Origin of the sequence: Streptomyces sp. NPDC002795 (assembly GCF_042888725.1) — a bacterium.
Classification (GTDB): Bacteria; Actinomycetota; Actinomycetes; order Streptomycetales; family Streptomycetaceae; genus Streptomyces.
Genome location: NZ_JBIAQB010000002.1, coordinates 538,525 through 563,875, shown reverse-complemented (window position 1 = coordinate 563,875; position 25,351 = coordinate 538,525). Strand labels below are relative to the sequence as shown.

Sequence of the window (25,351 nt, the reverse complement as noted above, 5' to 3'; positions counted from 1 at the left end):
CACAGACTTACAACCCTGAGAGGGATTGACGCATAGTGCTCGACGTCAACTTCTTCGATGAGCTCCGGATCGGTCTGGCCACCGCTGACGACATCCGTCAGTGGAGCCACGGCGAGGTCAAGAAGCCCGAGACCATCAACTACCGCACGCTCAAGCCGGAAAAGGACGGGCTCTTCTGCGAGAAGATCTTCGGTCCGACCCGGGACTGGGAGTGCTACTGCGGTAAGTACAAGCGTGTCCGCTTCAAGGGCATCATCTGCGAGCGCTGCGGCGTGGAGGTCACGCGCGCCAAGGTGCGTCGTGAGCGGATGGGGCACATCGAGCTGGCCGCTCCTGTCACCCACATCTGGTACTTCAAGGGCGTCCCGTCGCGCCTTGGCTACCTGCTCGACCTCGCCCCGAAGGACCTCGAGAAGGTCATCTACTTCGCGGCGTACATGATCACGTTCGTCGACGAAGAGCGCCGTACCCGCGACCTGCCCTCCCTTGAGGCGCATGTCCAGGTCGAGCGTCAGCAGGTCGAGAACCGTCGTGACTCCGACCTGGAGACCCGCGCCAAGAAGCTCGAGGGCGACCTGGCCGAGCTCGAGGCCGAGGGTGCCAAGGCCGACGTGCGCCGCAAGGTGCGCGAGGGTGCCGAGCGCGAGATGAAGCAGCTGCGCGACCGTGCGCAGCGCTCGATCGACCGTCTGGACGAGGTCTGGTCGCGCTTCAAGAACCTCAAGGTCCAGGACCTCGAGGGCGACGAGCTCCTCTACCGCGAGCTGCGTGACCGCTTCGGCACGTACTTCGACGGCTCGATGGGTGCCGCGGCGCTGCAGAAGCGCCTCGAGACCTTCGACCTCGAGGAGGAGGCCGAGCGTCTCCGCGAGATCATCCGTACCGGCAAGGGCCAGAAGAAGACCCGTGCGCTCAAGCGCCTCAAGGTCGTCTCCGCGTTCCTGCAGACCAGCAACAGCCCCAAGGGCATGGTGCTCGACTGCGTGCCGGTCATCCCGCCGGACCTGCGTCCGATGGTGCAGCTGGACGGTGGCCGCTTCGCGACCTCCGACCTGAACGACCTGTACCGCCGCGTCATCAACCGCAACAACCGCCTGAAGCGGCTTCTCGACCTCGGCGCTCCCGAGATCATCGTGAACAACGAGAAGCGCATGCTCCAGGAGGCCGTGGACGCCCTCTTCGACAACGGTCGTCGTGGTCGCCCGGTCACCGGTCCCGGTAACCGCCCGCTGAAGTCCCTGAGCGACATGCTCAAGGGCAAGCAGGGTCGTTTCCGTCAGAACCTTCTCGGTAAGCGTGTGGACTACTCCGCGCGTTCCGTGATCGTCGTCGGCCCGCAGCTGAAGCTGCACCAGTGTGGTCTGCCGAAGGCCATGGCGCTGGAGCTCTTCAAGCCGTTCGTGATGAAGCGCCTGGTTGACCTCAACCACGCGCAGAACATCAAGAGCGCGAAGAGGATGGTCGAGCGCGGCCGTACCGTCGTGTACGACGTTCTCGAAGAGGTCATCGCCGAGCACCCGGTTCTCCTGAACCGTGCGCCGACGCTGCACCGCCTCGGCATCCAGGCCTTCGAGCCGCAGCTGGTCGAGGGCAAGGCCATTCAGATCCACCCGCTCGTCTGCACCGCGTTCAACGCGGACTTCGACGGTGACCAGATGGCCGTGCACCTGCCGCTCTCCGCGGAGGCGCAGGCCGAGGCCCGCATCCTGATGCTGTCCTCGAACAACATCCTCAAGCCCGCCGACGGCCGTCCGGTGACGATGCCGACCCAGGACATGGTCCTCGGTCTGTTCTTCCTCACCACCGACGGTGAGCTCCGTGACGTCAAGGGCGAGGGCCGCGCGTTCGGCTCCACGGCCGAGGCGACCATGGCGTTCGACGCCGGCGAGCTCGCGCTGCAGTCCGCGGTCGACATCCGCTTCCCGGTGGGCACCATGCCGCCGCGCGGCTGGACCCCGCCGGTCGCGGAGGAGGGTGAGCCGGAGTACCAGCCGGGCGACACCTTCCGTCTGCGTACGACGCTGGGCCGCGCGCTCTTCAACGAGCTGCTGCCCGAGGACTACCCGTTCGTCGACTACTCGGTCGGCAAGAAGCAGCTCGGCGAGATCGTCAACGACCTCGCGGAGCGCTACCCCAAGGTCATCGTGGCGGCGACGCTCGACAACCTGAAGGCGGCCGGCTTCTTCTGGGGTACCCGCTCCGGCGTCACCGTGGCCATCTCCGACGTGGTCGTTCCCGAGGCGAAGAAGGCAATCGTCGCGGGCTACGAGGCGCAGGACGAGAAGGTCCAGAAGCAGTACGAGCGCGGTCTCATCACGAAGGAAGAGCGCACTCAGGAGCTCATCGCGATCTGGACCAAGGCGACCAATGAGGTCTCCGAGGCGATGAACGCGAACTTCCCGAAGACCAACCCCATCTTCATGATGGTTGACTCGGGTGCCCGAGGAAACATGATGCAGATGCGTCAGATCGCGGGTATGCGTGGTCTGGTGTCGAACGCCAAGAACGAGACGATCCCGCGTCCGATTAAGGCCTCCTTCCGTGAGGGCCTGTCGGTGCTGGAGTACTTCATCTCGACTCACGGTGCTCGTAAGGGTCTGGCGGACACCGCCCTGCGTACCGCCGACTCGGGTTACCTGACCCGTCGTCTGGTGGACGTCTCGCAGGACGTCATCATTCGCGAGGAGGACTGCGGCACCGACCGTGGCCTCAAGCTCCAGATCGCGGAGCGTGGCGCCGACGGCGTGCTGCGCAAGACCGAAGACGTCGAGACCAGCGTGTATGCCCGCATGCTCGCCGAGGACATCGTCGTCGACGGCAAGGTCATCGCGCCGGCCAACGTCGACCTGGGTGACGTGCTCATCGACGCCCTCGTCGCCCACGGCGTCGAGATCGTCAAGACCCGCTCGGTGCTCACGTGCGAGTCCGCGGTCGGCACCTGTGCCTTCTGCTACGGCCGCTCGCTGGCCACCGGCAAGCTGGTCGACATCGGTGAGGCGGTCGGCATCATCGCCGCCCAGTCCATCGGTGAGCCCGGTACCCAGCTGACGATGCGTACCTTCCACACCGGTGGTGTGGCAGGTGACGACATCACCCAGGGTCTGCCCCGTGTCGTCGAGCTCTTCGAGGCTCGTACGCCGAAGGGTGTCGCCCCGATCTCCGAGTCCGCGGGCCGTGTCCGCATCGAGGAGACCGAGAAGACCAAGAAGCTCGTCGTCACCCCCGACGACGGCAGCGACGAGATCCCGTTCCCGATCTCGAAGCGTGCCCGTCTGCTCGTGGGGGAGGGCGACCACGTCGAGGTCGGCCAGAAGCTGACCGTGGGTGCCACCAACCCGCACGACGTGCTGCGCATTCTGGGTCAGCGTGCGGTCCAGGTGCACCTGGTCGGCGAGGTCCAGAAGGTCTACAACTCGCAGGGTGTGTCGATCCACGACAAGCACATCGAGATCATCATCCGGCAGATGCTGCGCCGTGTGACGATCATCGAGTCCGGCGACGCCGAGCTGCTGCCCGGCGAGCTGGTCGAGCGCTCGAAGTTCGAGGGCGAGAACCGTCGTGTGGTCACCGAGGGCGGTCACCCCGCCTCCGGCCGTCCGCAGCTGATGGGTATCACCAAGGCCTCGCTGGCGACGGAATCCTGGCTGTCGGCCGCCTCCTTCCAGGAGACGACCCGAGTCCTGACGGATGCGGCGATCAACGCCAAGTCCGACAGCCTCATCGGCCTCAAGGAGAACGTCATCATCGGTAAGCTCATCCCGGCCGGTACGGGTCTGTCCCGCTACCGCAACATCCGGGTGGAGCCCACCGAGGAGGCCAAGGCCGCGATGTACTCGGCCGTCGGCTACGACGACATCGACTACTCGCCGTTCGGTGGTGGCTCCGGCCAGGCCGTTCCGCTGGAGGACTACGACTACGGTCCGTACAACCAGTAGGCGAGCAGCTGCTCGAAACCGCAGGGCGGCCACTCCGGTGAGAACCGGGGTGGCCGCCCTGCGGCGTAGTGACGCATGATGGACACCACAACATGTCCGGGTCCCGGGGGAGTGGTCTCGTGTCGAATCCGTCGTGGCAGCCGGTCCCGTGGCCGGGCCACCAGGGTCATCAGCCGTCGATGCTGGCCGCGCATGCGGACAGGGAGCGCGCCGTCGATGTGCTGCGCGCGGGGTTCGCCGAGGGGCGGATGCAGCAGAGCGAGTACGAGCGGCGGATCGAGCGGGCCTACCAGGCGCGCACCGTGGGGGAGTTGACCACGCTCGTCGCCGACCTGCCGCAGGGCCCCGCGCCTCAGCAGCAGTTCCAGCAGCAGCAGATGATGGGCGTGCCCCGGACGTTCCTGCCGCCGCCCCCGCCGACCAACGGGAAGGCGATCGGGGCGCTGGTGTGCGGTGTGGGCACGTTCTTCAGCGCGGGCGTCTCGGCCATCCCCGCGGTGATCCTGGGTCACATGGCGCGCAAGGAGATCCGGGAGCGGGGCGAGTCCGGCGACGGGATGGCGGTCGGCGGGCTGGTGCTCGGCTGGCTTTCCGTGGCCTTCTGGGTCCTGCTCATCGTCGCGATCGTCGCCTCGGGGAGCTAGTGGCGGGTAGCAGAGCGCCCGGCGTGTCCTGGCTCCGGGGTATTTGTTTTGACCACAGCGTATGAGATAGGTACGCTCAGACCTTGTGCCTGGGGTGTGCCTGGGCTCGTGTGCGTGTCATCAGCCGCATGGCGAGTCCTATCACGGCCACCGCAATCTGCCGCCTTCCCGCCTTCGGCGGGGGTCTGCAGTATTCGACACACCCGACCGCGTGGGTCGGGCGCGTTTCAGGTTAGCTTTACTACTCGGCACACAGAAACCGGAGAAGTAGTGCCTACGATCCAGCAGCTGGTCCGGAAGGGCCGGCAGGACAAGGTCGAGAAGAACAAGACGCCCGCGCTCGAGGGTTCGCCCCAGCGTCGTGGCGTCTGCACGCGTGTGTTCACGACCACCCCGAAGAAGCCGAACTCGGCCCTCCGTAAGGTCGCGCGTGTGCGTCTGACCAGCGGCATCGAGGTCACGGCCTACATTCCGGGTGAGGGACACAACCTGCAGGAGCACTCCATCGTGCTCGTGCGCGGCGGCCGTGTGAAGGACCTGCCCGGTGTTCGTTACAAGATCATCCGCGGTTCGCTTGACACCCAGGGTGTCAAGAACCGCAAGCAGGCCCGCAGCCGCTACGGCGCCAAGAAGGAGAAGTAGAAATGCCTCGTAAGGGCCCCGCCCCGAAGCGCCCGGTCATCATCGACCCGGTCTACGGTTCTCCTCTGGTGACCTCCCTCATCAACAAGGTGCTGCTGAACGGCAAGCGCTCCACCGCCGAGCGCATCGTGTACGGCGCCATGGAGGGCCTGCGCGAGAAGACCAGCAACGACCCGGTCATCACCCTGAAGCGCGCGCTTGAGAACATCAAGCCGACCCTTGAGGTCAAGTCCCGCCGTGTCGGTGGCGCGACCTACCAGGTGCCGATCGAGGTCAAGCCCGGCCGCGCCAACACCCTCGCGCTCCGCTGGCTCGTCGGCTACTCGCGCGCCCGTCGCGAGAAGACGATGACCGAGCGTCTGACGAACGAGCTGCTCGACGCCTCGAACGGCCTCGGTGCTGCCGTCAAGAAGCGCGAGGACACGCACAAGATGGCCGAGTCCAACAAGGCCTTCGCGCACTACCGCTGGTAGTCGCAACCCACATCGAGACCGAGAGAAGACTGAAGCCTTATGGCTACCACTTCACTTGACCTGGCCAAGGTCCGAAACATCGGCATCATGGCCCACATCGACGCGGGCAAGACGACCACCACTGAGCGGATCCTGTTCTACACCGGCGTCTCGTACAAGATCGGTGAGGTCCACGACGGCGCCGCCACGATGGACTGGATGGAGCAGGAGCAGGAGCGTGGCATCACGATCACGTCTGCTGCCACCACTTGCCACTGGCCGCTCGAGGACAACGACTACACGATCAACATCATCGACACCCCGGGGCACGTCGACTTCACCGTTGAGGTGGAGCGCTCCCTGCGTGTGCTCGATGGTGCCGTGACGGTGTTCGACGGTGTCGCCGGCGTTGAGCCGCAGTCCGAGACGGTGTGGCGTCAGGCCGACCGTTACGGCGTGCCGCGCATCTGCTTCGTCAACAAGCTGGACCGTACCGGCGCCGAGTTCCACCGCTGTGTGGACATGATCTCGGACCGCCTGGGCGCCCAGCCGCTCGTCATGCAGCTCCCCATCGGGGCCGAGGCCGACTTCCAGGGTGTTGTCGACCTCGTCACGATGAAGGCGTACGTCTGGTCGGCCGAGGCCGCCAAGGGCGAGGCCTACGACACCGTCGAGATCCCCGACACGCACAAGGAGGCTGCGGACGAGTACCGCGGCAAGCTCCTTGAGGCCGTCGCGGAGAACGACGAAGAGATCATGGAGCTGTACCTGGAGGGCCAGGAGCCGTCCGTGGAGCAGCTGTACGCCGCGATCCGTCGTGTCACCATCGCGTCCGGCAAGTCCGACGGCACCACGGTCACCCCGGTGTTCTGCGGTACCGCGTTCAAGAACAAGGGCGTCCAGCCCCTGCTCGACGCGGTCGTGCGCTACCTGCCGACTCCCCTTGACGTCGACTCCATCGAGGGTCACGACGTGAAGGACCCGGAGAAGGTCATCGAGCGCAAGCCGTCCGAGGACGAGCCGCTGTCGGCCCTCGCGTTCAAGATCGCGAGCGACCCGCACCTGGGCAAGCTCACCTTCATCCGGGTTTACTCGGGTCGCCTGGAGGCCGGCACCGCGGTGCTGAACTCCGTCAAGGGCAAGAAGGAGCGCATCGGCAAGATCTACCGCATGCACGCGAACAAGCGTGAGGAGATCGCGTCGGTGGGCGCCGGTGACATCGTCGCCGTCATGGGCCTGAAGCAGACCACCACCGGTGAGACGCTGTCCGACGACAAGAACCCGGTCATCCTGGAGTCCATGGACTTCCCGGCGCCGGTCATTCAGGTCGCGATCGAGCCCAAGTCCAAGGGTGACCAGGAGAAGCTGGGTGTCGCCATCCAGCGTCTCGCGGAGGAGGACCCCTCCTTCCAGGTGCACTCGGACGAGGAGACCGGCCAGACCATCATCGGTGGTATGGGCGAGCTCCACCTCGACGTCCTTGTCGACCGCATGCGTCGCGAGTTCCGCGTCGAGGCGAACGTCGGCAAGCCGCAGGTCGCGTACCGCGAGACCATCCGCAAGACGGTGGACAAGGTCGACTTCACGCACAAGAAGCAGACTGGTGGTACCGGCCAGTTCGCGAAGGTGCAGATCTCGATCGAGCCGATCGAGGGTGGCGACGCGAGCTACGAGTTCGTGAACAAGGTCACCGGTGGTCGTATCCCGAAGGAGTACATCCCTTCGGTCGACGCCGGCTGCCAGGAGGCCATGCAGTTCGGCATCCTCGCCGGTTACGAGATGACCGGTGTTCGCATCACGCTGCTCGACGGTGCCTTCCACGAGGTCGACTCCTCCGAGCTCGCCTTCAAGATCGCCGGTTCGCAGGCGTTCAAGGAGGCCGCGCGCAGGGCCGGTCCCGTGCTCCTCGAGCCGATGATGGCCGTTGAGGTGATCACGCCCGAGGACTACATGGGCGAGGTCATCGGCGACGTCAACTCCCGTCGTGGCCAGATCCAGGCCATGGAGGAGCGGATGGGCGCCCGTGTCGTCAAGGGCCTGGTCCCGCTTTCGGAGATGTTCGGCTACGTCGGCGACCTCCGCAGCAAGACGTCGGGTCGCGCGAGCTACTCGATGCAGTTCGACTCCTACGCCGAGGTTCCGCGGAACGTCGCCGAGGAAATCATCGCGAAGGCCAAGGGCGAGTAACTCACTCGAGTTCACGCTTTAGGCTTGACACCGGAGCTCTTGGGGCATTTCCCGGCAACAGCCGCGAAATGCCCCGGGAGACCGGCTTTCCAGCAAAGATCACCTGGCGCCGATGAAGCAAGGCGTACAGAACCACTCCGCAGGAGGATTCAGTGGCGAAGGCAAAGTTCGAGCGGACTAAGCCGCACGTCAACATCGGCACCATCGGTCACATTGACCACGGTAAGACGACCCTCACGGCCGCCATTACCAAGGTGCTGCACGACGCGTACCCGGACCTGAACGAGGCCTCGGCCTTCGACCAGATCGACAAGGCTCCCGAGGAGCGCCAGCGCGGTATCACGATCTCGATCGCGCACGTCGAGTACCAGACCGAGGCGCGTCACTACGCCCACGTCGACTGCCCGGGTCACGCGGACTACATCAAGAACATGATCACGGGTGCCGCGCAGATGGACGGCGCCATCCTCGTGGTCGCCGCCACCGACGGCCCGATGCCGCAGACCAAGGAGCACGTGCTCCTGGCCCGCCAGGTCGGCGTTCCGTACATCGTTGTCGCCCTGAACAAGGCCGACATGGTGGACGACGAGGAGATCCTGGAGCTCGTCGAGCTCGAGGTCCGTGAGCTCCTCTCCGAGTACGAGTTCCCGGGCGACGACCTTCCGGTCATCAAGGTCTCGGCGCTCAAGGCGCTCGAGGGTGACAAGGAGTGGGGCGAGTCCGTCCTCAACCTGATGAAGGCCGTCGACGAGGCCATCCCGGCCCCCGAGCGTGACGTCGACAAGCCGTTCCTGATGCCGATCGAGGACGTCTTCACGATCACCGGTCGTGGCACGGTCGTCACCGGCCGCATCGAGCGTGGTGTCCTCAAGGTCAACGAGACCGTCGACATCATCGGCATCAAGCAGGACAAGACCACCACCACGGTCACCGGCATCGAGATGTTCCGCAAGCTGCTCGACGAGGGCCAGGCCGGTGAGAACGTCGGTCTGCTCCTCCGTGGCATCAAGCGCGAGGACGTCGAGCGCGGCCAGGTCATCATCAAGCCCGGTTCGGTCACGCCGCACACCGAGTTCGAGGCCCAGGCCTACATCCTGTCCAAGGACGAGGGTGGCCGCCACACGCCGTTCTTCAACAACTACCGTCCGCAGTTCTACTTCCGTACGACGGACGTGACGGGCGTTGTGACCCTCCCCGAGGGCACCGAGATGGTCATGCCGGGCGACAACACCGAGATGTCCGTCTCGCTGATCCAGCCCGTGGCCATGGAAGAGGGCCTGAAGTTCGCCATCCGTGAGGGTGGCCGGACCGTGGGCGCCGGCCAGGTCACCAAGATCAACAAGTAAGTCTCACTTACCTGTTGAGTCCCTTCGGGGCTTGATGCCTGGTAGCTCATAGAGCACCTGAGAGGGCCCGTACGACTTCGGTCGTACGGGCCCTTTCTGCTGCCCCGGTTCAGGCGCGCGCCTGCGTCGGCCGCCACAGCCACGGTCTGGCGTCGGGGGAGAGGCCCGCGGCGGCCGGGCCGCGGGAGGTCAGGGCCAGGGCCGGTCCTCCCAGGGTTGCGGGCGCCGTGCTCGGGCGGACGGTGCGGCCCGCGTGGTGCAGCTGGACGTTGCCTTCGGTGTCACGGCCGAGGAGGTACGCGCCCGCTGCCGCCACCGGCCCGTAGCCGGGGAAGTCGACGCGTGGGCCCCCGACGGCCAGCAGCTCGGCGGACGCGGGCGGACGGTAGTAGAGACGGTCACCGGACGCGGCGACGGCGTCGGCGGGGGCGGGCAGGCCGGACAGCCGTGCGGGGCCCCGCGGCGTCCAGTGGTGGACGGTGTCGCGGCCCGCGGCGTAGACGTGCACCTCGCCGTCGTCGCCGACGACCGCCGTGAGCCCGTCCTGGACCGGGCCGCCGCCGAGTTCGCGCCACGGGGACCAGCTCCCGGCCCTGTCGCGCACCCGCGTGCTGATGCCCTGCCCCGCGTTGCGTACGAAGAGGTGGACGCGGCCGTCCGGAGCGGCGGCCGCCACCGGGACACCGATGCGGCGGCCGCGGTCCGGATCGCTCTCCGGGCTGCCGAGGCCCTTCCACGCCTGCCGTTCCAGGGCCACGATCTCGCGTACGTCGGCGCCGTCCTGGACGGACGCGAGGCGCAGGCCGATGACGAGGTGGCGGCCGTCGGGGAGCGCGACCGCCGTGAGGGCCGGGGCGAGCGGGCCGCCGCCGAGGTCGGCCGGGGCGCCGAACTCACCGTCCTTCTCGGTGTACCGGACGGCGCGCAGCCCCAGCACGCCGTACGCGGTGAGCCGACCGTCGGCGTTCGGGACGAGGGCGAGCCGGGGCCCGGGGTAGCGGTAGTGGGTGGCGCGGACCCAGCCCTTGCGGTTGGTGAGGGGGCGGTCGCCGCCTACGTTGTAGTCGCCGCAGCCGGAGGGGTTGCCGCAGCTCCAGTCGGGGGCGGCGCCGTACGGGACGAGCTGGGCGGCCTTCTTCTGGAGGACCCGTGGCGGCAGGTTCTTCGGCCAGTGGTTGTTGTAGTAGCCGCGGAAGGCGGTCGTGGCGAAGGCGGGCGGCCCGCTCTTGGCCTGCCGCGTCCAGCGGATCAGCGCGGCCCAGCTGAAGCAGGCGACGGCCGTGTGGTCGGCGTGATCGGAGTAGCCGGGCTGCTCGCTGTCACGTATCCGCGTGAGGCGGTCGCTGTGCTGGATGTCGGGGTCCGGGTCGAGGGTGTGCACGAGGGTGGGGCGGTAGCGCTCGAAGAGCGCCACGAGTACGTCGACCAGGGACGCGCGGTCGTACGTCTGGACGGAGCGCAGCGGGGAACCCACGGGGACCAGGGTGCGCAGCAGGAGTCCGGGTTCGCGCCAGAGCGCGGGGACGCCCATGTGGCCCGCGGTGGTGTGCATGGCGAGGTTGAGGTGTACCAACTCGACGCTGTGGCCCCGGTGTTGGAGCGAGTCGACCTCGACCTGGAAGCCGCCGGGCAGTCGGACGGCGGTCGTGGTCCAGCGGGTGAAGACGGGCAGGCCGAGCTGGGTCGCGTACGACTGGCGCAGGCCCTGGTGGCGGGCCGAGGAGTAGGCGGCCTTGTCGGGTGCGGGGGCCCGGTCGGCCGGTGTCTTGTTGCGGCCGTCGGCCTCGCCCGCGGTGACGTACACGCAGACGACCGGGGTGCCCGCGTCGAGGGCCTGCCGGGTGTCCGGGTTCATGAAGTACAGGTCGTCGTCGGGGTGGGCGAGGACCTGGAGCAGCAGGGCGCGCTCGGCCTGTGCGGCGGTGCGGCCGGTGGCGGGGGAGGGGGCGGTGCCGCTCGGCGGTGGCGCGGGGCTGGTGCGGGAGCAGGCGGAGAGGGCGCCCGCGGCGGTGAGCGCGGCGGCTGCGAGGAGGGCGCTGCGGCGGGCGGGCCGGCGCCCAACGGCTATGTAGGGATGGGGTGTTGCAGGTCTTTCCCGCACGGTGGCGCTCACTCCGTTCGCTGCCGAGGCAGCGTTCGGGGGTGGGGCGCTCGCCTCTGTTCAGGTGGTTCACCTCAACAGAGGGGCAAGAGGATGCCCGGGTTCCGGTGATCTTGGCCTCTGTGGACGCGGGCCGGCCGGCGCCGCGTGCGCGCGGGACACGCACACCCCTGGTTTGACCTTCGTCACTGAGGGGGTACTCTCTTCGGCTCGATTGGCCCCGGACATGCCCTGTATGGCAGACTGTGGGGGTTGCTCGGTTGAGTGCCGATGCTGCGCGCCTCCCGCCGGGAGGACCGGAAGCGAGTCCCACAGTACTCGTCGGCTGTATCTACCCCTCGGGGTAGCAATCGGCCGGACGTACGGGAATCTTTCGGGAAGCGTCAGCGAGGTCCCTTGGCCAGGCGCTCGGTGGGTTTCTTCCCCCGTGTACATGCGGTCTTGGCCGCAGACCCCTTAGCAGGGACATCCATGCGGATATTTCTGTCAGCGGGACTGCGACACGCCCGACCGCGTGGGGCGGAGGAAGTGTGAAACAGGGCCCCCGAGTTCCAGAGCGTTACGAGAGACAGGACTACTAGGTAGCCATGGCGGGACAGAAGATCCGCATCCGGCTCAAGGCCTACGACCACGAGGTCATCGACTCCTCGGCGAAGAAGATCGTCGAGACGGTGACGCGCACTGGTGCGTCGGTCGCGGGCCCGGTGCCGCTGCCCACAGAGAAGAACGTGTACTGCGTCATCAAGTCGCCGCACAAGTACAAGGACTCGCGCGAGCACTTCGAGATGCGCACTCACAAGCGCCTGATCGACATTCTCGACCCGACTCCGAAGACCGTTGACTCCCTGATGCGACTCGACCTCCCGGCCGGTGTCGACATCGAGATCAAGCTCTGAGGGTCGGTGAACTGAGAATGGCTAAGCCGATCAAGGGCATCCTGGGCGAGAAGCTCGGCATGACGCAGGTGTGGGACGAGAACAACCGTGTTGTTCCCGTCACCGTCGTCAAGGCCGGACCGAACGTGATCACCCAGGTCCGTACGAATGACGTCGACGGTTACGACTCCGTCCAGCTCGCCTTCGGCGAGATCGACCCGCGCAAGGTGAACAAGCCCCTCAAGGGCCACTTCGCCAAGGCCGATGTCACCCCCCGTCGCCACCTCGTCGAGGTCCGTACCGCTGACGCCAGCGAGTACGCCCTGGGCCAGGAGATCACCGCTGAGGTGTTCGATGGCGGCGTGAAGGTCGATGTCACCGGCCAGAGCAAGGGCAAGGGCTTCGCCGGCGGCATGAAGCGCCACAACTTCCGTGGTGGCAAGGCATCCCACGGTGCCCACCGCGTGCACCGCAAGCCGGGTTCCATCGGCGGTTGCGCCACCCCCGGCCGTGTGTTCAAGGGCACCCGCATGGCGGGCCGCATGGGCAACGAGCGGGTCACCACCCAGAACCTGACCGTTCACGCCGTTGACGCGGAGAAGGGTCTGCTCCTCATCAAGGGCGCAGTTCCCGGTCCGAACGGTGGCCTCGTCCTGGTCCGTACCGCGGCCAAGGGGGTTTGAGGAACCGATGAGCACCATTGACATCCTTTCGCCGGCAGGCGACAAGACCGGGTCTGTCGAGCTCCCTTCGGAGATCTTCGACGTAGAGAAGATCAGCGTTCCGCTGCTTCACCAGGTCGTCGTCGCCCAGCTGGCCGCTGCCCGTCAGGGCACGCACAAGACCAAGCGCCGCGGCGAAGTCCGTGGTGGTGGCAAGAAGCCTTACCGCCAGAAGGGCACCGGCCGCGCGCGCCAGGGTTCGACCCGTGCGCCGCAGTTCGCCGGCGGTGGCGTCGTCCACGGCCCGCAGCCGCGTGACTACTCCCAGCGGACCCCGAAGAAGATGAAGGCTGCCGCGCTGCGTCACGCCCTCACCGACCGGGCCCGCAACGCTCGCATCCACGTCGTTTCCGGCGTGGTCGAGGGCGAGGTCTCCACGAAGGCCGCGAAGACGCTGTTCGGCAAGATCTCGGAGCGCAAGAACCTGCTCCTGGTCGTCGACCGCGCCGACGAGGTCGCGTGGCTCTCCGCCCGCAACCTGCCCCAGATCCACATTCTGGAGCCGGGCCAGCTGAACACGTACGACGTTCTCGTCTCGGACGACGTGGTCTTCACCCAGGCCGCTTTCGAGTCCTTCGTGTCTGGCCCCAAGGCCGCTGACACCGAAGGGAGCGAAGCCTGATGGCTATTCGTCACCAGAGCATCGCGTCCAAGGCTGCGAAGGCCGCCAAGGCCGCGCGCGTCGCCAAGGCGAAGCGCATCGCGACCGAGGGCAAGATCGCCGTTGAGCCCACCCCGCTGAGCAAGTCCTTCTCGGACCCGCGCGACGTCCTCGTCAAGCCGGTCGTCTCGGAGAAGTCGTACGCGCTCCTCGATGAGGGCAAGTACACGTTCGTCGTGGCCCCGGGCGCCAACAAGACCCAGATCAAGCAGGCCGTCGAGGCGGTCTTCTCGGTCAAGGTCACCGGCGTCAACACGATCAACCGTCAGGGCAAGCGGAAGCGTACGCGCACCGGGTTCGGCAAGCGTGCCGACACCAAGCGCGCCATCGTGACCCTCGCTGAGGGCGACCGTATCGACATCTTCGGCCAGGCCTCCTAACGGAGACCCTGGTCCGAATATCGGACGAGGACTGAGAAATGGGAATCCGCAAGTACAAGCCGACGACGCCGGGCCGCCGTGGCTCCTCCGTCGCCGACTTCGTCGAGGTAACGCGGTCCACGCCGGAGAAGTCGCTGGTCCGCCCGCTGCACAGCAAGGGCGGCCGTAACAACGCCGGTCGGATCACCGTTCGCCACCAGGGTGGCGGACACAAGCGCGCCTTCCGCGTGATCGACTTCCGTCGTCACGACAAGGACGGCGTGCCGGCCAAGGTCGCTCACATCGAGTACGACCCGAACCGCACTGCGCGCATCGCGCTCCTGCACTACGCGGACGGCGAGAAGCGTTACATCCTGGCCCCGCGCGGTCTCGCGCAGGGCGCCAAGGTGGAGAACGGCCCCGCTGCCGACATCAAGCCCGGTAACAACCTGGCGCTCCGCAACATCCCGGTCGGTACCACGATCCACGCGATCGAGCTCCGTCCCGGTGGTGGCGCCAAGTTCGCCCGCTCCGCGGGTGCCTCCGTGCAGCTGCTCGCGAAGGAGGGCTCGATGGCCCACCTTCGTATGCCCTCCGGCGAGATCCGCCTGGTCGACGTGCGCTGCCGCGCCACCGTCGGCGAGGTCGGCAACGCCGAGCAGAGCAACATCAACTGGGGCAAGGCCGGCCGCATGCGCTGGAAGGGCGTCCGCCCGACCGTGCGTGGTGTCGTCATGAACCCGGTCGACCACCCGCACGGTGGTGGTGAAGGCAAGACCTCCGGTGGTCGCCACCCGGTCTCGCCGTGGGGCCAGAAGGAGGGTCGTACTCGTGATCGCAGCAAGGCGAGCAACAAGTACATCGTCCGCCGCCGCAAGTCGAACAAGAAGCGCTAGGAGCGGGTTTAGATGCCGCGCAGTCTCAAGAAGGGACCCTTCGTCGACGGCCACCTCGTAAAGAAGGTGGACGTACAGAACGAAGCCGGTTCCAAGAACGTCATCAAGACCTGGTCCCGCCGCTCGATGATCATTCCCAGCATGCTGGGTCACACGATCGCGGTGCACAACGGCAAGACCCACATCCCGGTGTTCGTCACCGAGTCGATGGTCGGCCACAAGCTCGGCGAGTTCTCGCCGACGCGCACCTTCCGGGGTCACGTCAAGGACGACCGGAAGTCGAAGCGCCGCTAAGGCGGGGTGGAATCGACTATGACTAACACCGAAGGGACAACCATGGAAGCCAGGGCCCAGGCGCGGTACATCCGCGTCACGCCCATGAAGGCCCGCCGCGTGGTGGACCTCATCCGTGGCATGGATGCCACGGAGGCTCAGGCGGTCCTGCGATTCGCCCCGCAGGCCGCGAGCCAGCCGGTGGGCAAGGTGCTCGACAGCGCCATCGCCAACGCCGCGCACAACTACGACCACCCCGACGCCTCTTCGCTGGTCATCAGCGAGGCGTATGTGGACGAGGGCCCGACCCTGAAGCGGTTCCGTCCGCGTGCTCAGGGCCGTGCCTACCGGATCCGTAAGCGGACCAGCCACATCACCGTGGTCGTCAGCAGCAAGGAAGGAACCCGGTAATGGGCCAGAAGGTAAACCCGCACGGGTTCCGGCTCGGTGTCACGACCGACTTCAAGTCGCGTTGGTACGCCGACAAGCTGTACAAGGACTACGTCAAGGAAGACGTCGCCATCCGTCGGATGATGACGTCCGGCATGGAGCGCGCCGGCATCTCGAAGGTTGAGATCGAGCGCACCCGTGACCGCGTGCGGGTGGACATCCACACCGCGCGTCCCGGCATCGTCATCGGCCGCCGTGGCGCCGAGGCCGACCGCATCCGCGGTGACCTCGAGAAGCTCACGGGCAAGCAGGTCCAGCTGAACATCCTCGAGGTCAAGAGCCCCGAGACGGACGCTCAGCTGGTTGCTCAGGCCGTTGCCGAGCAGCTGTCCTCCCGCGTCTCCTTCCGTCGCGCCATGCGTAAGAGCATGCAGGGCACGATGAAGGCCGGCGCCAAGGGCATCAAGATCCAGTGTGGCGGTCGTCTCGGCGGTGCCGAGATGTCCCGTTCGGAGTTCTACCGCGAGGGCCGCGTGCCCCTGCACACGCTCCGCGCCAACGTGGACTACGGCTTCTTCGAGGCCAAGACGACCTTCGGCCGCATCGGCGTGAAGGTCTGGATCTACAAGGGCGACGTCAAGAACATCGCCGAGGTTCGCGCCGAGAACGCCGCGGCCCGCGCCGGTAACCGTCCGGCCCGTGGCGGTAACGACCGCCCGGCCCGTGGTGGTGGCCGTGGCGGCGAGCGTGGCGGTCGCGGTCGTAAGCCGCAGCAGCAGTCCGCGCCGGCTGCGGAGGCCCCCAAGGCCGACGCTCCCGCCGCTGCCGCTCCGGCTGCCGAGAGCACCGGAACGGAGGCCTGACCGAAATGCTGATCCCCCGTAGGGTCAAGCACCGCAAGCAGCACCACCCGAAGCGCAGCGGTATGTCCAAGGGTGGCACGCAGGTTGCGTTCGGTGAGTACGGCATTCAGGCCCTCACCCCGGCGTACGTGACGAACCGTCAGATCGAGGCAGCTCGTATCGCCATGACGCGTCACATCAAGCGTGGCGGCAAGGTCTGGATCAACATTTACCCGGACCGCCCCCTCACCAAGAAGCCTGCCGAGACCCGCATGGGTTCCGGTAAGGGTTCCCCGGAGTGGTGGGTCGCCAACGTCAAGCCCGGACGCGTCATGTTCGAGCTGTCGTACCCCAACGAGAAGACCGCGCGCGAGGCGCTGACTCGTGCGGCTCACAAGCTGCCGATGAAGTGCAAGATCGTCAAGCGCGAGGCAGGTGAAGCGTGATGTCGGCCGGAACCAAGGCGTCTGAGCTGCGCGAGCTGGGCAACGAGGAGCTCCTCAACAAGCTCCGCGAGGCCAAGGAAGAGCTGTTCAACCTCCGCTTCCAGGCGGCGACGGGTCAGCTCGAGAACCACGGCCGGCTCAAGGCCGTCCGCAAGGACATCGCGCGGATCTACACCCTCATGCGTGAGCGCGAGCTGGGCATCGAGACGGTGGAGAGCGCCTGATGAGCGAGAAGACTGTGACTGAAGAGACTGCCGCCCGCGGCTTCCGCAAGACCCGTGAGGGCCTTGTTGTCAGCGACAAGATGGACAAGACCGTCGTCGTCGCTGTCGAGGACCGCGTCAAGCACGCCCTGTACGGCAAGGTCATCCGCCGTACGAACAAGCTCAAGGCACACGACGAGCAGAACGCTGCCGGCGTCGGCGACCGCGTCCTCCTGATGGAGACGCGTCCGCTGTCGGCGAGCAAGCGCTGGCGCATCGTCGAGATCCTCGAGAAGGCCAAGTAGGTAATTCCCGCAAGGGAATTCCAACAAATGCAGCTCTGAGGCATCCCTCAGAGTTCGTTCCGCCAGGCTCGGCAGGGGCCCTCTCGTAAGAGAGAAGCCCCTGCCGGGAACCGGCAGACAATCAGGAGATAGACGTGATCCAGCAGGAGTCGCGACTGCGCGTCGCCGACAACACGGGTGCGAAGGAAATTCTCACCATCCGTGTTCTCGGTGGCTCGGGTCGCCGCTACGCGGGCATCGGTGACGTCATCGTCGCCACCGTCAAGGACGCGATCCCCGGTGGCAACGTGAAGAAGGGTGACGTCGTCAAGGCGGTCATCGTTCGCACCGTCAAGGAGCGCCGCCGTCCGGACGGCTCGTACATCCGCTTCGACGAGAACGCCGCCGTCATTCTGAAGAACGACGGCGACCCTCGCGGCACCCGTATCTTCGGCCCGGTGGGCCGTGAGCTGCGCGAGAAGAAGTTCATGAAGATCATCTCGCTCGCGCCGGAGGTGCTGTAAGCATGAAGATCAAGAAGGGCGACCTGGTACAGGTCATCACCGGTAAGGACCGCGGCAAGCAGGGCAAGGTCATTGCGGCCTTCCCCCGCGAGGACCGTGTCCTGGTCGAGGGTGTCAACCGGGTCAAGAAGCACACGAAGGCCGGCCCCACCGCCAGCGGTTCGCAGGCCGGAGGCATCGTCACGACCGAGGCGCCCGTCCACGTCTCCAACGTCCAGCTGGTCGTTGAGAAGGACGGCAACAAGGTCGTCACGCGCGTCGGTTACCGCTTCGACGACGAGGGCAACAAGATCCGCGTTGCCAAGCGGACGGGTGAGGACATCTGATGACGACCACCACCACTCCGCGTCTCAAGACGAAGTACCGCGAGGAGATCACGGCGAAGCTGCAGGAGGAGTTCTCGTACGAGAACGTCATGCAGATTCCCGGTCTCGTGAAGGTCGTCGTGAACATGGGTGTCGGCGACGCCGCCCGTGACTCGAAGCTCATGGACGGTGCCGTCCGTGACCTGACGACGATCACCGGTCAGAAGCCGGCCATCACCAAGGCTCGCAAGTCCATCGCGCAGTTCAAGCTGCGCGAGGGTCAGCCGATCGGTGCCCACGTCACGCTTCGTGGCGACCGCATGTGGGAGTTCCTGGACCGCACCCTGTCGCTGGCGCTTCCGCGCATCCGCGACTTCCGTGGTCTGTCCCCCAAGCAGTTCGACGGCCGTGGCAACTACACCTTCGGTCTCACGGAGCAGGTCATGTTCCACGAGATCGACCAGGACAAGATCGACCGCGTCCGGGGTATGGACATCACCGTGGTCACCACGGCGACCAACGACGACGAGGGCCGTGCCCTTCTGCGTCACCTCGGCTTCCCGTTCAAGGAGGCGTAAGCGAGATGGCGAAGAAGGCTCTTATTGCCAAGGCTGCTCGTAAGCCGAAGTTCGGTGTTCGTGGCTACACGCGCTGCCAGCGCTGCGGCCGCCCGCACTCCGTGTACCGCAAGTTCGGCCTCTGCCGCGTGTGCCTTCGTGAGATGGCTCACCGTGGCGAGCTGCCGGGCGTGACCAAGAGCTCCTGGTAGTCCCTTAGTTGGGATTGCCCGGATCTCTCGGTAAGTAGAGGGTCGGCAGAGGCCCCAGCTCCCATGGCTTAGGCTAGGAGAGTTGGGCGTCTGCCGCCCTGACCGACTTACTACGCCGTAGGTCCCCGCGCCGCACCCGTCCCGCCCCTGTGTGGGGAGAGGGATGGCGCATACAGGAAACCCCGGCGAGAGAGGCCGAAGGCCAATTCATGACCATGACTGATCCGATCGCAGACATGCTTACGCGTCTGCGGAACGCGAACTCGGCGTACCACGACACCGTGGCTATGCCGCACAGCAAGATCAAGTCGCACATCGCCGAGATCCTCCAGCAGGAGGGTTTCATCACCGGCTGGAAGGTCGAGGACGCCGAGGTCGGCAAGTCCCTCGTCCTGGAGCTGAAGTTCGGCCCGAACCGTGAGCGTTCGATCGCCGGCATCAAGCGCATCTCCAAGCCGGGTCTGCGCGTTTACGCGAAGTCCACCAACCTGCCGAAGGTTCTCGGCGGCCTGGGCGTGGCGGTCATCTCCACGTCCCACGGTCTCCTGACCGGCCAGCAGGCAGGCAAGAAGGGCGTGGGTGGGGAAGTCCTCGCCTACGTCTGGTAGCGGAAGGAATCGGAGGAAACAGCTATGTCGCGTATTGGCAAGCTCCCCATCACGGTTCCCGCCGGCGTGGACGTCACCATCGACGGCCAGACGGTCGCGGTCAAGGGCCCCAAGGGTTCCCTGAGCCACACCGTTGCTGCGCCGATCGAGATCGCCAAGGGTGAGGACGGCGTTCTGGCCGTCACCCGCCCGAACGACGAGCGTCAGAACAAGGCCCTCCACGGCCTGTCCCGCACGCTGGTGGCGAACATGATCACCGGCGTGACCACGGGTTACGTGAAGAAGCTCGAAATCAGCGGTGTCGGTTACCGCGTCCTGGCGAAGGGCTCCAACCTGGAGTTCTCGCTCGGCTACAGCCACCCGATCCTGATCGAGGCGCCCGAGGGCATCTCCTTCAAGGTCGAATCGGCGACCAAGTTCTCGGTCGAGGGCATCGACAAGCAGAAGGTCGGCGAGGTTGCGGCCAACATCCGCAAGCTGCGCAAGCCCGACCCGTACAAGGCCAAGGGCGTCAAGTACGAAGGCGAAGTCATCCGCCGCAAGGTCGGAAAGGCGGGTAAGTAAGCCATGGCATACGGTCAGAAGATCGCTAAGGGCGACGCTTACAAGCGTGCGGCCATCAAGCGCCGCCACATCCGTATCCGCAAGAACATGTCGGGTACGGCCGAGCGTCCGCGCCTGGTCGTGACGCGCTCGAACCGGAACATCGTGGCGCAGGTCATCGACGACGTTAAGGGTCACACCCTCGCGTCGGCGTCGACCCTGGACACGTCGATCCGTGGCGGCGAGGGCGACAAGTCCGCGCAGGCCAAGTCGGTCGGTGCCCTGGTCGCTGAGCGCGCCAAGGCCGCCGGTGTCGAGACTGTCGTGTTCGACCGTGGTGGTAACCAGTACGCCGGGCGCATTGCTGCCCTGGCGGACGCCGCCCGCGAAGCCGGACTCAAGTTCTGAGTCCTGGTTCCGTAGCTAGCGGAAACAGAGAGAGGTAATTCCAATGGCTGGACCCCAGCGCCGCGGTGGCGGTGCCGGTGGCGGCGAGCGGCGGGACCGGAAGGGCCGTGACGGCGGCGCTGCTGAGAAGACCGCGTACGTTGAGCGCGTTGTCGCGATCAACCGTGTCGCCAAGGTTGTGAAGGGTGGTCGTCGCTTCAGCTTCACTGCGCTCGTCGTAGTGGGCGACGGTGACGGCACCGTGGGTGTCGGTTACGGCAAGGCCAAGGAGGTGCCGGCCGCCATCGCCAAGGGTGTTGAGGAGGCCAAGAAGCACTTCTTCAAGGTCCCCCGTATCCAGGGCACCATCCCGCACCCGATCACGGGCGAGAAGGCCGCGGGCGTCGTCCTGCTCAAGCCTGCTTCCCCCGGTACCGGTGTTATCGCCGGTGGCCCGGTGCGTGCCGTGCTCGAGTGCGCGGGCGTGCACGACATCCTGTCGAAGTCGCTCGGTTCGTCGAACGCGATCAACATCGTGCACGCCACGGTGGAGGCCCTGCGTGGTCTGCAGCGTCCCGAGGAGATCGCGGCCCGCCGTGGTCTGCCCCTCGAGGACGTCGCTCCCGCGGCCCTGCTGCGTGCGCGTGCCGGGGCCGGTGCTGCGTAATGGCACAGCTCAAGATCACGCAGACGAAGTCGTACATCGGCAGCAAGCAGAACCACCGTGACACCCTGCGTTCCCTTGGTCTCAAGGGGATCAACACGCAGGTCGTCAAGGAGGACCGCCCCGAGTTCCGCGGCATGGTGCAGACCGTGCGCCACCTCGTGACGGTTGAGGAGGTCTGATCATGGGTGAGCAGAACCCGCTCAAGATCCACAACCTCCGTCCGGCCCCCGGCGCCAAGACCGCCAAGACCCGTGTCGGTCGTGGTGAGGCGTCGAAGGGTAAGACGGCCGGTCGTGGTACCAAGGGCACCAAGGCCCGTTACCAGGTTCCGGAGCGCTTCGAGGGTGGCCAGATGCCCCTCCACATGCGTCTCCCGAAGCTCAAGGGCTTCCGGAACCCCTTCAAGGTCGAGTTCCAGGTCGTGAACCTGGACAAGCTCGCCTCGCTGTACCCCGAGGGTGGCGAAGTCACCGTCGAGGGTCTGGTGGAGAAGGGTGCTGTCCGTAAGAACAGCCTCGTCAAGGTCCTTGGCCAGGGCGAGATCACCGTGGCGCTGCAGGTGACGGTCGACTCCGTCTCCGGCTCCGCCAAGGAGAAGATCACCGCCGCAGGCGGTACGGTCACCGAGCTCGTCTGAGCCAATCAGGCGTCTTGATGACGTGAACGTCCCTACCGGGGATGCCCCACATTTGGGGCATCCCCGGTTGGTCGTTCCAAGGGGGGCAGTTACGCCGGTAAGGTGGCGTCCGTTGTTAAGTTCCGGGCTTAGTGTGCCCCCGGCACCTATCCGGGCTCTTGACCGTTAGACCGTTTACGTATTTGTCGAATCCTCAAGACCGTCACCTCTGACGCACGCGCGCGGGGGTCGCAGGAGGCACCGTGCTCACCGCGTTCGCCCGGGCGTTCAAGACGCCCGACCTGCGCAAGAAACTGCTCTTCACGCTGGGCATCGTCGTGATCTACCGGCTCGGGGCGCACATCCCGATCCCAGGCGTGGATTACCAGAACGTCCAAACGTGTATGAACCAGGCCAACTCCAGCTCCGGCCTGTTCGGTCTGGTCAACATGTTCAGCGGTGGCGCGCTGTTGCAGATCACGGTCTTCGCGCTCGGCATCATGCCGTACATCACCGCGAGCATCATTCTGCAGCTGCTCACCGTGGTGATCCCGCGTCTGGAAGCCCTCAAGAAGGAGGGACAGGCCGGCACGGCGAAGATCACGCAGTACACCCGCTACCTGACCGTGGCGCTCGCCATCCTTCAGGGCACCGGCCTGGTCGCCACCGCCCGCACCGGCGCGCTCTTCCAGGGCTGCCCGGTCGCCAGCGAGATCGTCCCGGACCAGTCGATCTTCATCACGATCACGATGGTCATCACGATGACCGCCGGTACCTGCGTGATGATGTGGCTCGGCGAGCTGGTCACCGACAAGGGCATCGGCAACGGCATGTCGATCCTGATGTTCATCTCGATCGCCGCCACCTTCCCGTCCGCCCTCTGGGCCATCAAGAAGCAGGGCTCGCTGGCCGACGGCTGGATCGAGTTCGGCACCGTCATCCTCGTCGGCCTGGTCATGGTCGCCCTGGTGGTCTTCGTCGAGCAGGCCCAGCGTCGTATCCCCGTGCAGTACGCGAAGCGCATGATCGGCCGCCGGTCCTACGGCGGTACGTCCACGTACATCCCGCTCAAGGTGAACCAGGCCGGTGTGATCCCGGTCATCTTCGCGTCGTCGCTGCTCTACATTCCGGCCCTGGTCGCCCAGTTCGCCGGGGGTGATTCGCAATGGAAGGTCTGGATCGATGACCACCTGACCAAGGGAAATCACCCGATTTACATCGCGACGTACTTCCTCCTGATCGTGTTCTTCGCCTTCTTCTACGTGGCGATCTCGTTCAACCCCGAGGAAGTCGCCGACAACATGAAGAAGTATGGTGGCTTCATCCCGGGCATCCGGGCTGGCCGACCGACCGCTGAGTACCTTTCGTACGTGCTCAACCGGATCACCTGGCCGGGTTCGCTGTATTTGGGCCTGATCGCTCTCGTGCCGACGATGGCGTTGGTTGGTTTCGGGGCAAACCAGAACTTCCCGTTCGGCGGCACGAGCATCCTGATCATCGTGGGTGTCGGCCTGGAGACGGTGAAGCAGATCGAGAGCCAGCTCCAGCAGCGCAATTACGAAGGGTTCCTCCGCTGATGCGTATCGTCCTCGTCGGGCCGCCCGGTGCTGGCAAGGGAACGCAGGCCGCGTTCCTGGCCAAGAACCTGTCGATTCCGCACATCTCCACGGGCGACCTCTTCCGTGCCAACATCAGCCAGGGCACGGAGCTGGGCAAGCAGGCCAAGTCCTACATGGACGCCGGCCAGCTGGTCCCTGACGAGGTCACCATCGGGATGGCGAAGGACCGCATGGAGCAGGCGGACGCCGTGAACGGCTTCCTGCTCGACGGCTTCCCGCGCAACGTCTCGCAGGCCGAGGCGCTCGACGTCGCCCTCAAGGCCGACGACGTCACGCTGGACGCGGTTCTCGACCTGGAGGTCCCCGAGGACGAGGTGGTCAAGCGCATCGCCGGCCGCCGCATCTGCCGAAACGACTCGGCGCACGTCTTCCACGTCACGTACAAGCAGCCCGAGACCGAGGGTGTCTGCGACACCTGCGGCGGCGAGCTGTACCAGCGTGACGACGACAAGGAAGAGACCGTGCGCAAGCGGCTCGAGGTCTACCACACGCAGACGGAGCCGATCATCGACTACTACCGGGAGCAGGGGCTCGTCGTGACGATCTCCGCTCTGGGCAAGGTCGAGGAAGTCACGGCGCGGGCCATGGAGGCCCTGAAGCGCTGATCGCTTCACCCGTAGTACGTGCCTGAGGCCGCGGTTCCCCGTCGGGGGGATCGCGGCCTTAGTGTTGGTGGGACTGGACGTACGTAACCCTCGTACCTCGTACCGGATGACGGAGAGCGCAGGCCCCCATGGTGCAGATCAAGACCCCCGACCAGATTCGCAAGATGCGCGAGGCGGGGCTTGTCGTCGCGGCGATCCACGCGGCGACCCGTGAGGCGGCCGTGCCGGGCGCGACCACGAAGGATCTGGACGAGGTCGCCCGCAAGGTGCTCGCCGAGCACGGGGCGAAGTCGAACTTCCTCGGGTACGGGGGGTTCCCCGCGACCATCTGCACCTCGAAGAACGAGGTGGTGGTGCACGGCATCCCGAGTGAAGAGGTCGTCCTGGAGGACGGCGACATCATCTCGATCGACTGCGGGGCGATCGTCGAGGGGTGGCACGGTGACGCCGCGTACACCGCCTTCGTCGGGTCCGGGCACTCCGCGGAGCTGATCGAGCTGTCGCGGGTGACCGAGGAGTCGATGTGGGCCGGGCTCGCCGCGATGAAGTCCGGTAACCGGCTGGTCGACATCTCCCGTGCCATCGAGTCGTACATCCGCCGGCAGCCGAAGCCGGGCGGCGGGAAGTACGGGATCGTCGAGGACTACGGCGGCCATGGCATCGGGACCGAGATGCACATGGACCCGCACCTGCTGAACTACGTCGAGCGGCGGCGGGGGAAGGGTCCGAAGCTGGTGCCCGGGTTCTGCCTCGCGATCGAGCCGATGGTGTCCCTCGGTACGCCGAAGACGGAGACCCTGTCGGACGACTGGACCGTCATCACGACGGACGGCACCTGGTCCTCGCACTGGGAGCACTCCGTGGCCCTCACGGAGGACGGCCCGCTGGTCCTGACATCCCCCGACGGTGGCAAGGCGAAGCTGGCGGAGTTGGGTGTGACGGCGGCGCCGGATCCGTTGGGCTGAGGTCGGGGGCGGGTCGGGCGGGGCTGTCGCGGAGGGTTCGCTGGGTGGAACCCGGTGGCAGGGCGGGTCGGTGGCTTATTGATCTTGGCCGTGGGGCAGAATCACGAGATTCGTCTTTCCGGGGGGACTGTCGTAGACTGACTCGTCGGCTCTCGTGTATGCGCATGTCTCCATGCGGACATGGAAGTCGATCAAGGTAGTCGATTCGAAGGGCGAAGCGTGGCCAAGAAGCAAGGTGCCATCGAGATCGAGGGCACTGTCGTCGAGTCTCTGCCGAACGCCATGTTCAAGGTCGAGCTCCAGAACGGCCACCAGGTCCTGGCACACATCAGCGGCAAGATGCGCATGCACTACATCCGTATCCTCCCTGACGACCGGGTCGTGGTGGAGCTGTCTCCGTACGACCTCACGCGTGGCCGGATCGTCTACCGGTACAAGTAGATCTTGCCCTAGTCCCGCCTCGGCGGGCCGCCGGCAACTGACCC

At 66.1% G+C, this 25,351-nt stretch carries 32 protein-coding genes; 31 read left to right on the top strand and 1 reads right to left on the bottom strand.

Going from position 1 to position 25,351, the window contains the following annotated elements; translation table 11 throughout:
- Nucleotides 1-35 precede the first annotated feature (35 nt).
- The 6 genes from ACFYWS_RS07160 to tuf all read left to right on the top strand — a co-directional run bounded on the left by ACFYWS_RS07160 (nt 36) and on the right by tuf (nt 9,206).
- The gene (locus ACFYWS_RS07160) at nt 36-3,935 is read left to right on the top strand and encodes a DNA-directed RNA polymerase subunit beta' (protein ID WP_389270564.1); all 3,900 of its coding nucleotides are present in this window, start codon (nt 36-38) and stop codon (nt 3,933-3,935) included.
- Between the two features lie 119 nt (nt 3,936-4,054).
- On the top strand, nt 4,055-4,579 hold the full coding sequence (locus tag ACFYWS_RS07155) for a DUF1707 and DUF4190 domain-containing protein (protein ID WP_389270561.1): 525 nt from the start codon (nt 4,055-4,057) through the stop codon (nt 4,577-4,579).
- A gap of 270 nt (nt 4,580-4,849) precedes the next feature.
- Nucleotides 4,850-5,221 carry a 30S ribosomal protein S12 gene (gene rpsL / locus ACFYWS_RS07150; protein ID WP_003948652.1) on the top strand — a complete coding sequence of 124 codons (372 nt, stop codon included), beginning with the start codon at nt 4,850-4,852 and terminating at the stop codon, nt 5,219-5,221.
- Between the two features lie 2 nt (nt 5,222-5,223).
- Nucleotides 5,224-5,694, top strand: a complete 471-nt coding sequence (rpsG, locus tag ACFYWS_RS07145) for a 30S ribosomal protein S7 (protein WP_266713060.1) — start codon at nt 5,224-5,226, stop codon at nt 5,692-5,694.
- A 39-nt stretch (nt 5,695-5,733) separates the two neighbouring features.
- Complete coding sequence (fusA, locus tag ACFYWS_RS07140) at nt 5,734-7,860, top strand: elongation factor G (RefSeq protein WP_389270558.1); 2,127 nt, start codon at nt 5,734-5,736, stop codon at nt 7,858-7,860.
- A 152-nt stretch (nt 7,861-8,012) separates the two neighbouring features.
- The gene (gene tuf, locus ACFYWS_RS07135; RefSeq protein WP_389270555.1) at nt 8,013-9,206 is read left to right on the top strand and encodes an elongation factor Tu; all 1,194 of its coding nucleotides are present in this window, start codon (nt 8,013-8,015) and stop codon (nt 9,204-9,206) included.
- A 109-nt stretch (nt 9,207-9,315) separates the two neighbouring features.
- On the opposite strand, the gene ACFYWS_RS07130 is transcribed toward tuf, so the two are convergent.
- The gene (locus tag ACFYWS_RS07130; RefSeq protein ID WP_389270552.1) at nt 9,316-11,307 is read right to left on the bottom strand and encodes a PIG-L family deacetylase; all 1,992 of its coding nucleotides are present in this window, start codon (nt 11,305-11,307) and stop codon (nt 9,316-9,318) included.
- A gap of 587 nt (nt 11,308-11,894) precedes the next feature.
- Between ACFYWS_RS07130 and rpsJ the strand changes: the two genes are divergently transcribed.
- The 25 genes from rpsJ (at nt 11,895) to infA (ending at nt 25,307) form a co-directional block, all read left to right on the top strand.
- Nucleotides 11,895-12,203: a 30S ribosomal protein S10 gene (rpsJ, locus tag ACFYWS_RS07125; protein WP_003948644.1), complete on the top strand. Its 309-nt coding sequence runs from the start codon at nt 11,895-11,897 to the stop codon at nt 12,201-12,203.
- 17 nt (nt 12,204-12,220) lie between these two features.
- Nucleotides 12,221-12,865, top strand: a complete 645-nt coding sequence (rplC, locus tag ACFYWS_RS07120) for a 50S ribosomal protein L3 (protein ID WP_389270549.1) — start codon at nt 12,221-12,223, stop codon at nt 12,863-12,865.
- A 7-nt stretch (nt 12,866-12,872) separates the two neighbouring features.
- Entirely contained in the window at nt 12,873-13,526 is a 654-nt protein-coding gene (gene rplD, locus ACFYWS_RS07115) for a 50S ribosomal protein L4 (RefSeq protein ID WP_389270546.1), read from the top strand.
- Nucleotides 13,526-13,945 (top strand): 50S ribosomal protein L23, encoded by a 420-nt coding sequence (gene rplW / locus ACFYWS_RS07110; protein WP_326020861.1) that lies wholly within the window; start codon nt 13,526-13,528, stop codon nt 13,943-13,945. The genes rplD and rplW overlap by 1 nt, the downstream gene beginning before the upstream one ends.
- Nucleotides 13,946-13,983: 38 nt before the next feature.
- Nucleotides 13,984-14,820, top strand: a complete 837-nt coding sequence (gene rplB / locus ACFYWS_RS07105) for a 50S ribosomal protein L2 (RefSeq protein WP_326020860.1) — start codon at nt 13,984-13,986, stop codon at nt 14,818-14,820.
- A 12-nt stretch (nt 14,821-14,832) separates the two neighbouring features.
- Nucleotides 14,833-15,114, top strand: coding sequence for a 30S ribosomal protein S19 (rpsS, locus tag ACFYWS_RS07100; protein ID WP_266713077.1), 282 nt, complete (start codon nt 14,833-14,835; stop codon nt 15,112-15,114).
- Between the two features lie 42 nt (nt 15,115-15,156).
- On the top strand, nt 15,157-15,504 hold the full coding sequence (gene rplV / locus ACFYWS_RS07095; protein WP_266713079.1) for a 50S ribosomal protein L22: 348 nt from the start codon (nt 15,157-15,159) through the stop codon (nt 15,502-15,504).
- Nucleotides 15,504-16,346, top strand: a complete 843-nt coding sequence (rpsC, locus tag ACFYWS_RS07090; protein ID WP_266713081.1) for a 30S ribosomal protein S3 — start codon at nt 15,504-15,506, stop codon at nt 16,344-16,346. The genes rplV and rpsC overlap by 1 nt, the downstream gene beginning before the upstream one ends.
- A 5-nt stretch (nt 16,347-16,351) precedes the next feature.
- A complete protein-coding gene (rplP, locus tag ACFYWS_RS07085) occupies nt 16,352-16,771 on the top strand; it encodes a 50S ribosomal protein L16 (protein WP_018528356.1) in 420 nt (139 codons plus the stop codon).
- Nucleotides 16,771-16,995: a 50S ribosomal protein L29 gene (rpmC, locus tag ACFYWS_RS07080; RefSeq protein ID WP_010036720.1), complete on the top strand. Its 225-nt coding sequence runs from the start codon at nt 16,771-16,773 to the stop codon at nt 16,993-16,995. The genes rplP and rpmC overlap by 1 nt, the downstream gene beginning before the upstream one ends.
- Nucleotides 16,995-17,279: a 30S ribosomal protein S17 gene (gene rpsQ / locus ACFYWS_RS07075; RefSeq protein WP_266713085.1), complete on the top strand. Its 285-nt coding sequence runs from the start codon at nt 16,995-16,997 to the stop codon at nt 17,277-17,279. The genes rpmC and rpsQ overlap by 1 nt, the downstream gene beginning before the upstream one ends.
- A 134-nt stretch (nt 17,280-17,413) precedes the next feature.
- Nucleotides 17,414-17,782 (top strand): 50S ribosomal protein L14, encoded by a 369-nt coding sequence (rplN, locus tag ACFYWS_RS07070; RefSeq protein ID WP_003974257.1) that lies wholly within the window; start codon nt 17,414-17,416, stop codon nt 17,780-17,782.
- 2 nt (nt 17,783-17,784) lie between these two features.
- Nucleotides 17,785-18,108, top strand: a complete 324-nt coding sequence (gene rplX / locus ACFYWS_RS07065) for a 50S ribosomal protein L24 (protein ID WP_389270537.1) — start codon at nt 17,785-17,787, stop codon at nt 18,106-18,108.
- Nucleotides 18,108-18,665 (top strand): 50S ribosomal protein L5, encoded by a 558-nt coding sequence (gene rplE / locus ACFYWS_RS07060; protein ID WP_389270534.1) that lies wholly within the window; start codon nt 18,108-18,110, stop codon nt 18,663-18,665. The genes rplX and rplE overlap by 1 nt, the downstream gene beginning before the upstream one ends.
- Before the next feature lie 5 nt (nt 18,666-18,670).
- A complete protein-coding gene (locus ACFYWS_RS07055; RefSeq protein WP_003948630.1) occupies nt 18,671-18,856 on the top strand; it encodes a type Z 30S ribosomal protein S14 in 186 nt (61 codons plus the stop codon).
- A 209-nt stretch (nt 18,857-19,065) separates the two neighbouring features.
- Complete coding sequence (gene rpsH / locus ACFYWS_RS07050) at nt 19,066-19,464, top strand: 30S ribosomal protein S8 (RefSeq protein WP_326020850.1); 399 nt, start codon at nt 19,066-19,068, stop codon at nt 19,462-19,464.
- A gap of 24 nt (nt 19,465-19,488) precedes the next feature.
- Nucleotides 19,489-20,028, top strand: coding sequence for a 50S ribosomal protein L6 (gene rplF / locus ACFYWS_RS07045; protein ID WP_266713093.1), 540 nt, complete (start codon nt 19,489-19,491; stop codon nt 20,026-20,028).
- 3 nt (nt 20,029-20,031) lie between these two features.
- Complete coding sequence (gene rplR / locus ACFYWS_RS07040) at nt 20,032-20,415, top strand: 50S ribosomal protein L18 (RefSeq protein WP_389270530.1); 384 nt, start codon at nt 20,032-20,034, stop codon at nt 20,413-20,415.
- A 43-nt stretch (nt 20,416-20,458) separates the two neighbouring features.
- Entirely contained in the window at nt 20,459-21,061 is a 603-nt protein-coding gene (gene rpsE, locus ACFYWS_RS07035; RefSeq protein WP_351338259.1) for a 30S ribosomal protein S5, read from the top strand.
- Complete coding sequence (rpmD, locus tag ACFYWS_RS07030; protein WP_326020845.1) at nt 21,061-21,240, top strand: 50S ribosomal protein L30; 180 nt, start codon at nt 21,061-21,063, stop codon at nt 21,238-21,240. Before rpsE ends, rpmD begins: the two co-directional genes overlap by 1 nt.
- Nucleotides 21,241-21,242: 2 nt before the next feature.
- On the top strand, nt 21,243-21,698 hold the full coding sequence (gene rplO / locus ACFYWS_RS07025) for a 50S ribosomal protein L15 (RefSeq protein WP_389270527.1): 456 nt from the start codon (nt 21,243-21,245) through the stop codon (nt 21,696-21,698).
- 242 nt (nt 21,699-21,940) lie between these two features.
- Nucleotides 21,941-23,254 (top strand): preprotein translocase subunit SecY, encoded by a 1,314-nt coding sequence (gene secY / locus ACFYWS_RS07020; RefSeq protein ID WP_389270525.1) that lies wholly within the window; start codon nt 21,941-21,943, stop codon nt 23,252-23,254.
- Nucleotides 23,254-23,901, top strand: a complete 648-nt coding sequence (locus tag ACFYWS_RS07015; RefSeq protein WP_389270522.1) for an adenylate kinase — start codon at nt 23,254-23,256, stop codon at nt 23,899-23,901. The genes secY and ACFYWS_RS07015 overlap by 1 nt, the downstream gene beginning before the upstream one ends.
- A 128-nt stretch (nt 23,902-24,029) precedes the next feature.
- Nucleotides 24,030-24,866, top strand: coding sequence for a type I methionyl aminopeptidase (gene map / locus ACFYWS_RS07010; protein ID WP_389270519.1), 837 nt, complete (start codon nt 24,030-24,032; stop codon nt 24,864-24,866).
- A 219-nt stretch (nt 24,867-25,085) separates the two neighbouring features.
- A complete protein-coding gene (gene infA / locus ACFYWS_RS07005; protein WP_003948620.1) occupies nt 25,086-25,307 on the top strand; it encodes a translation initiation factor IF-1 in 222 nt (73 codons plus the stop codon).
- Nucleotides 25,308-25,351: the final 44 nt, after the last annotated feature.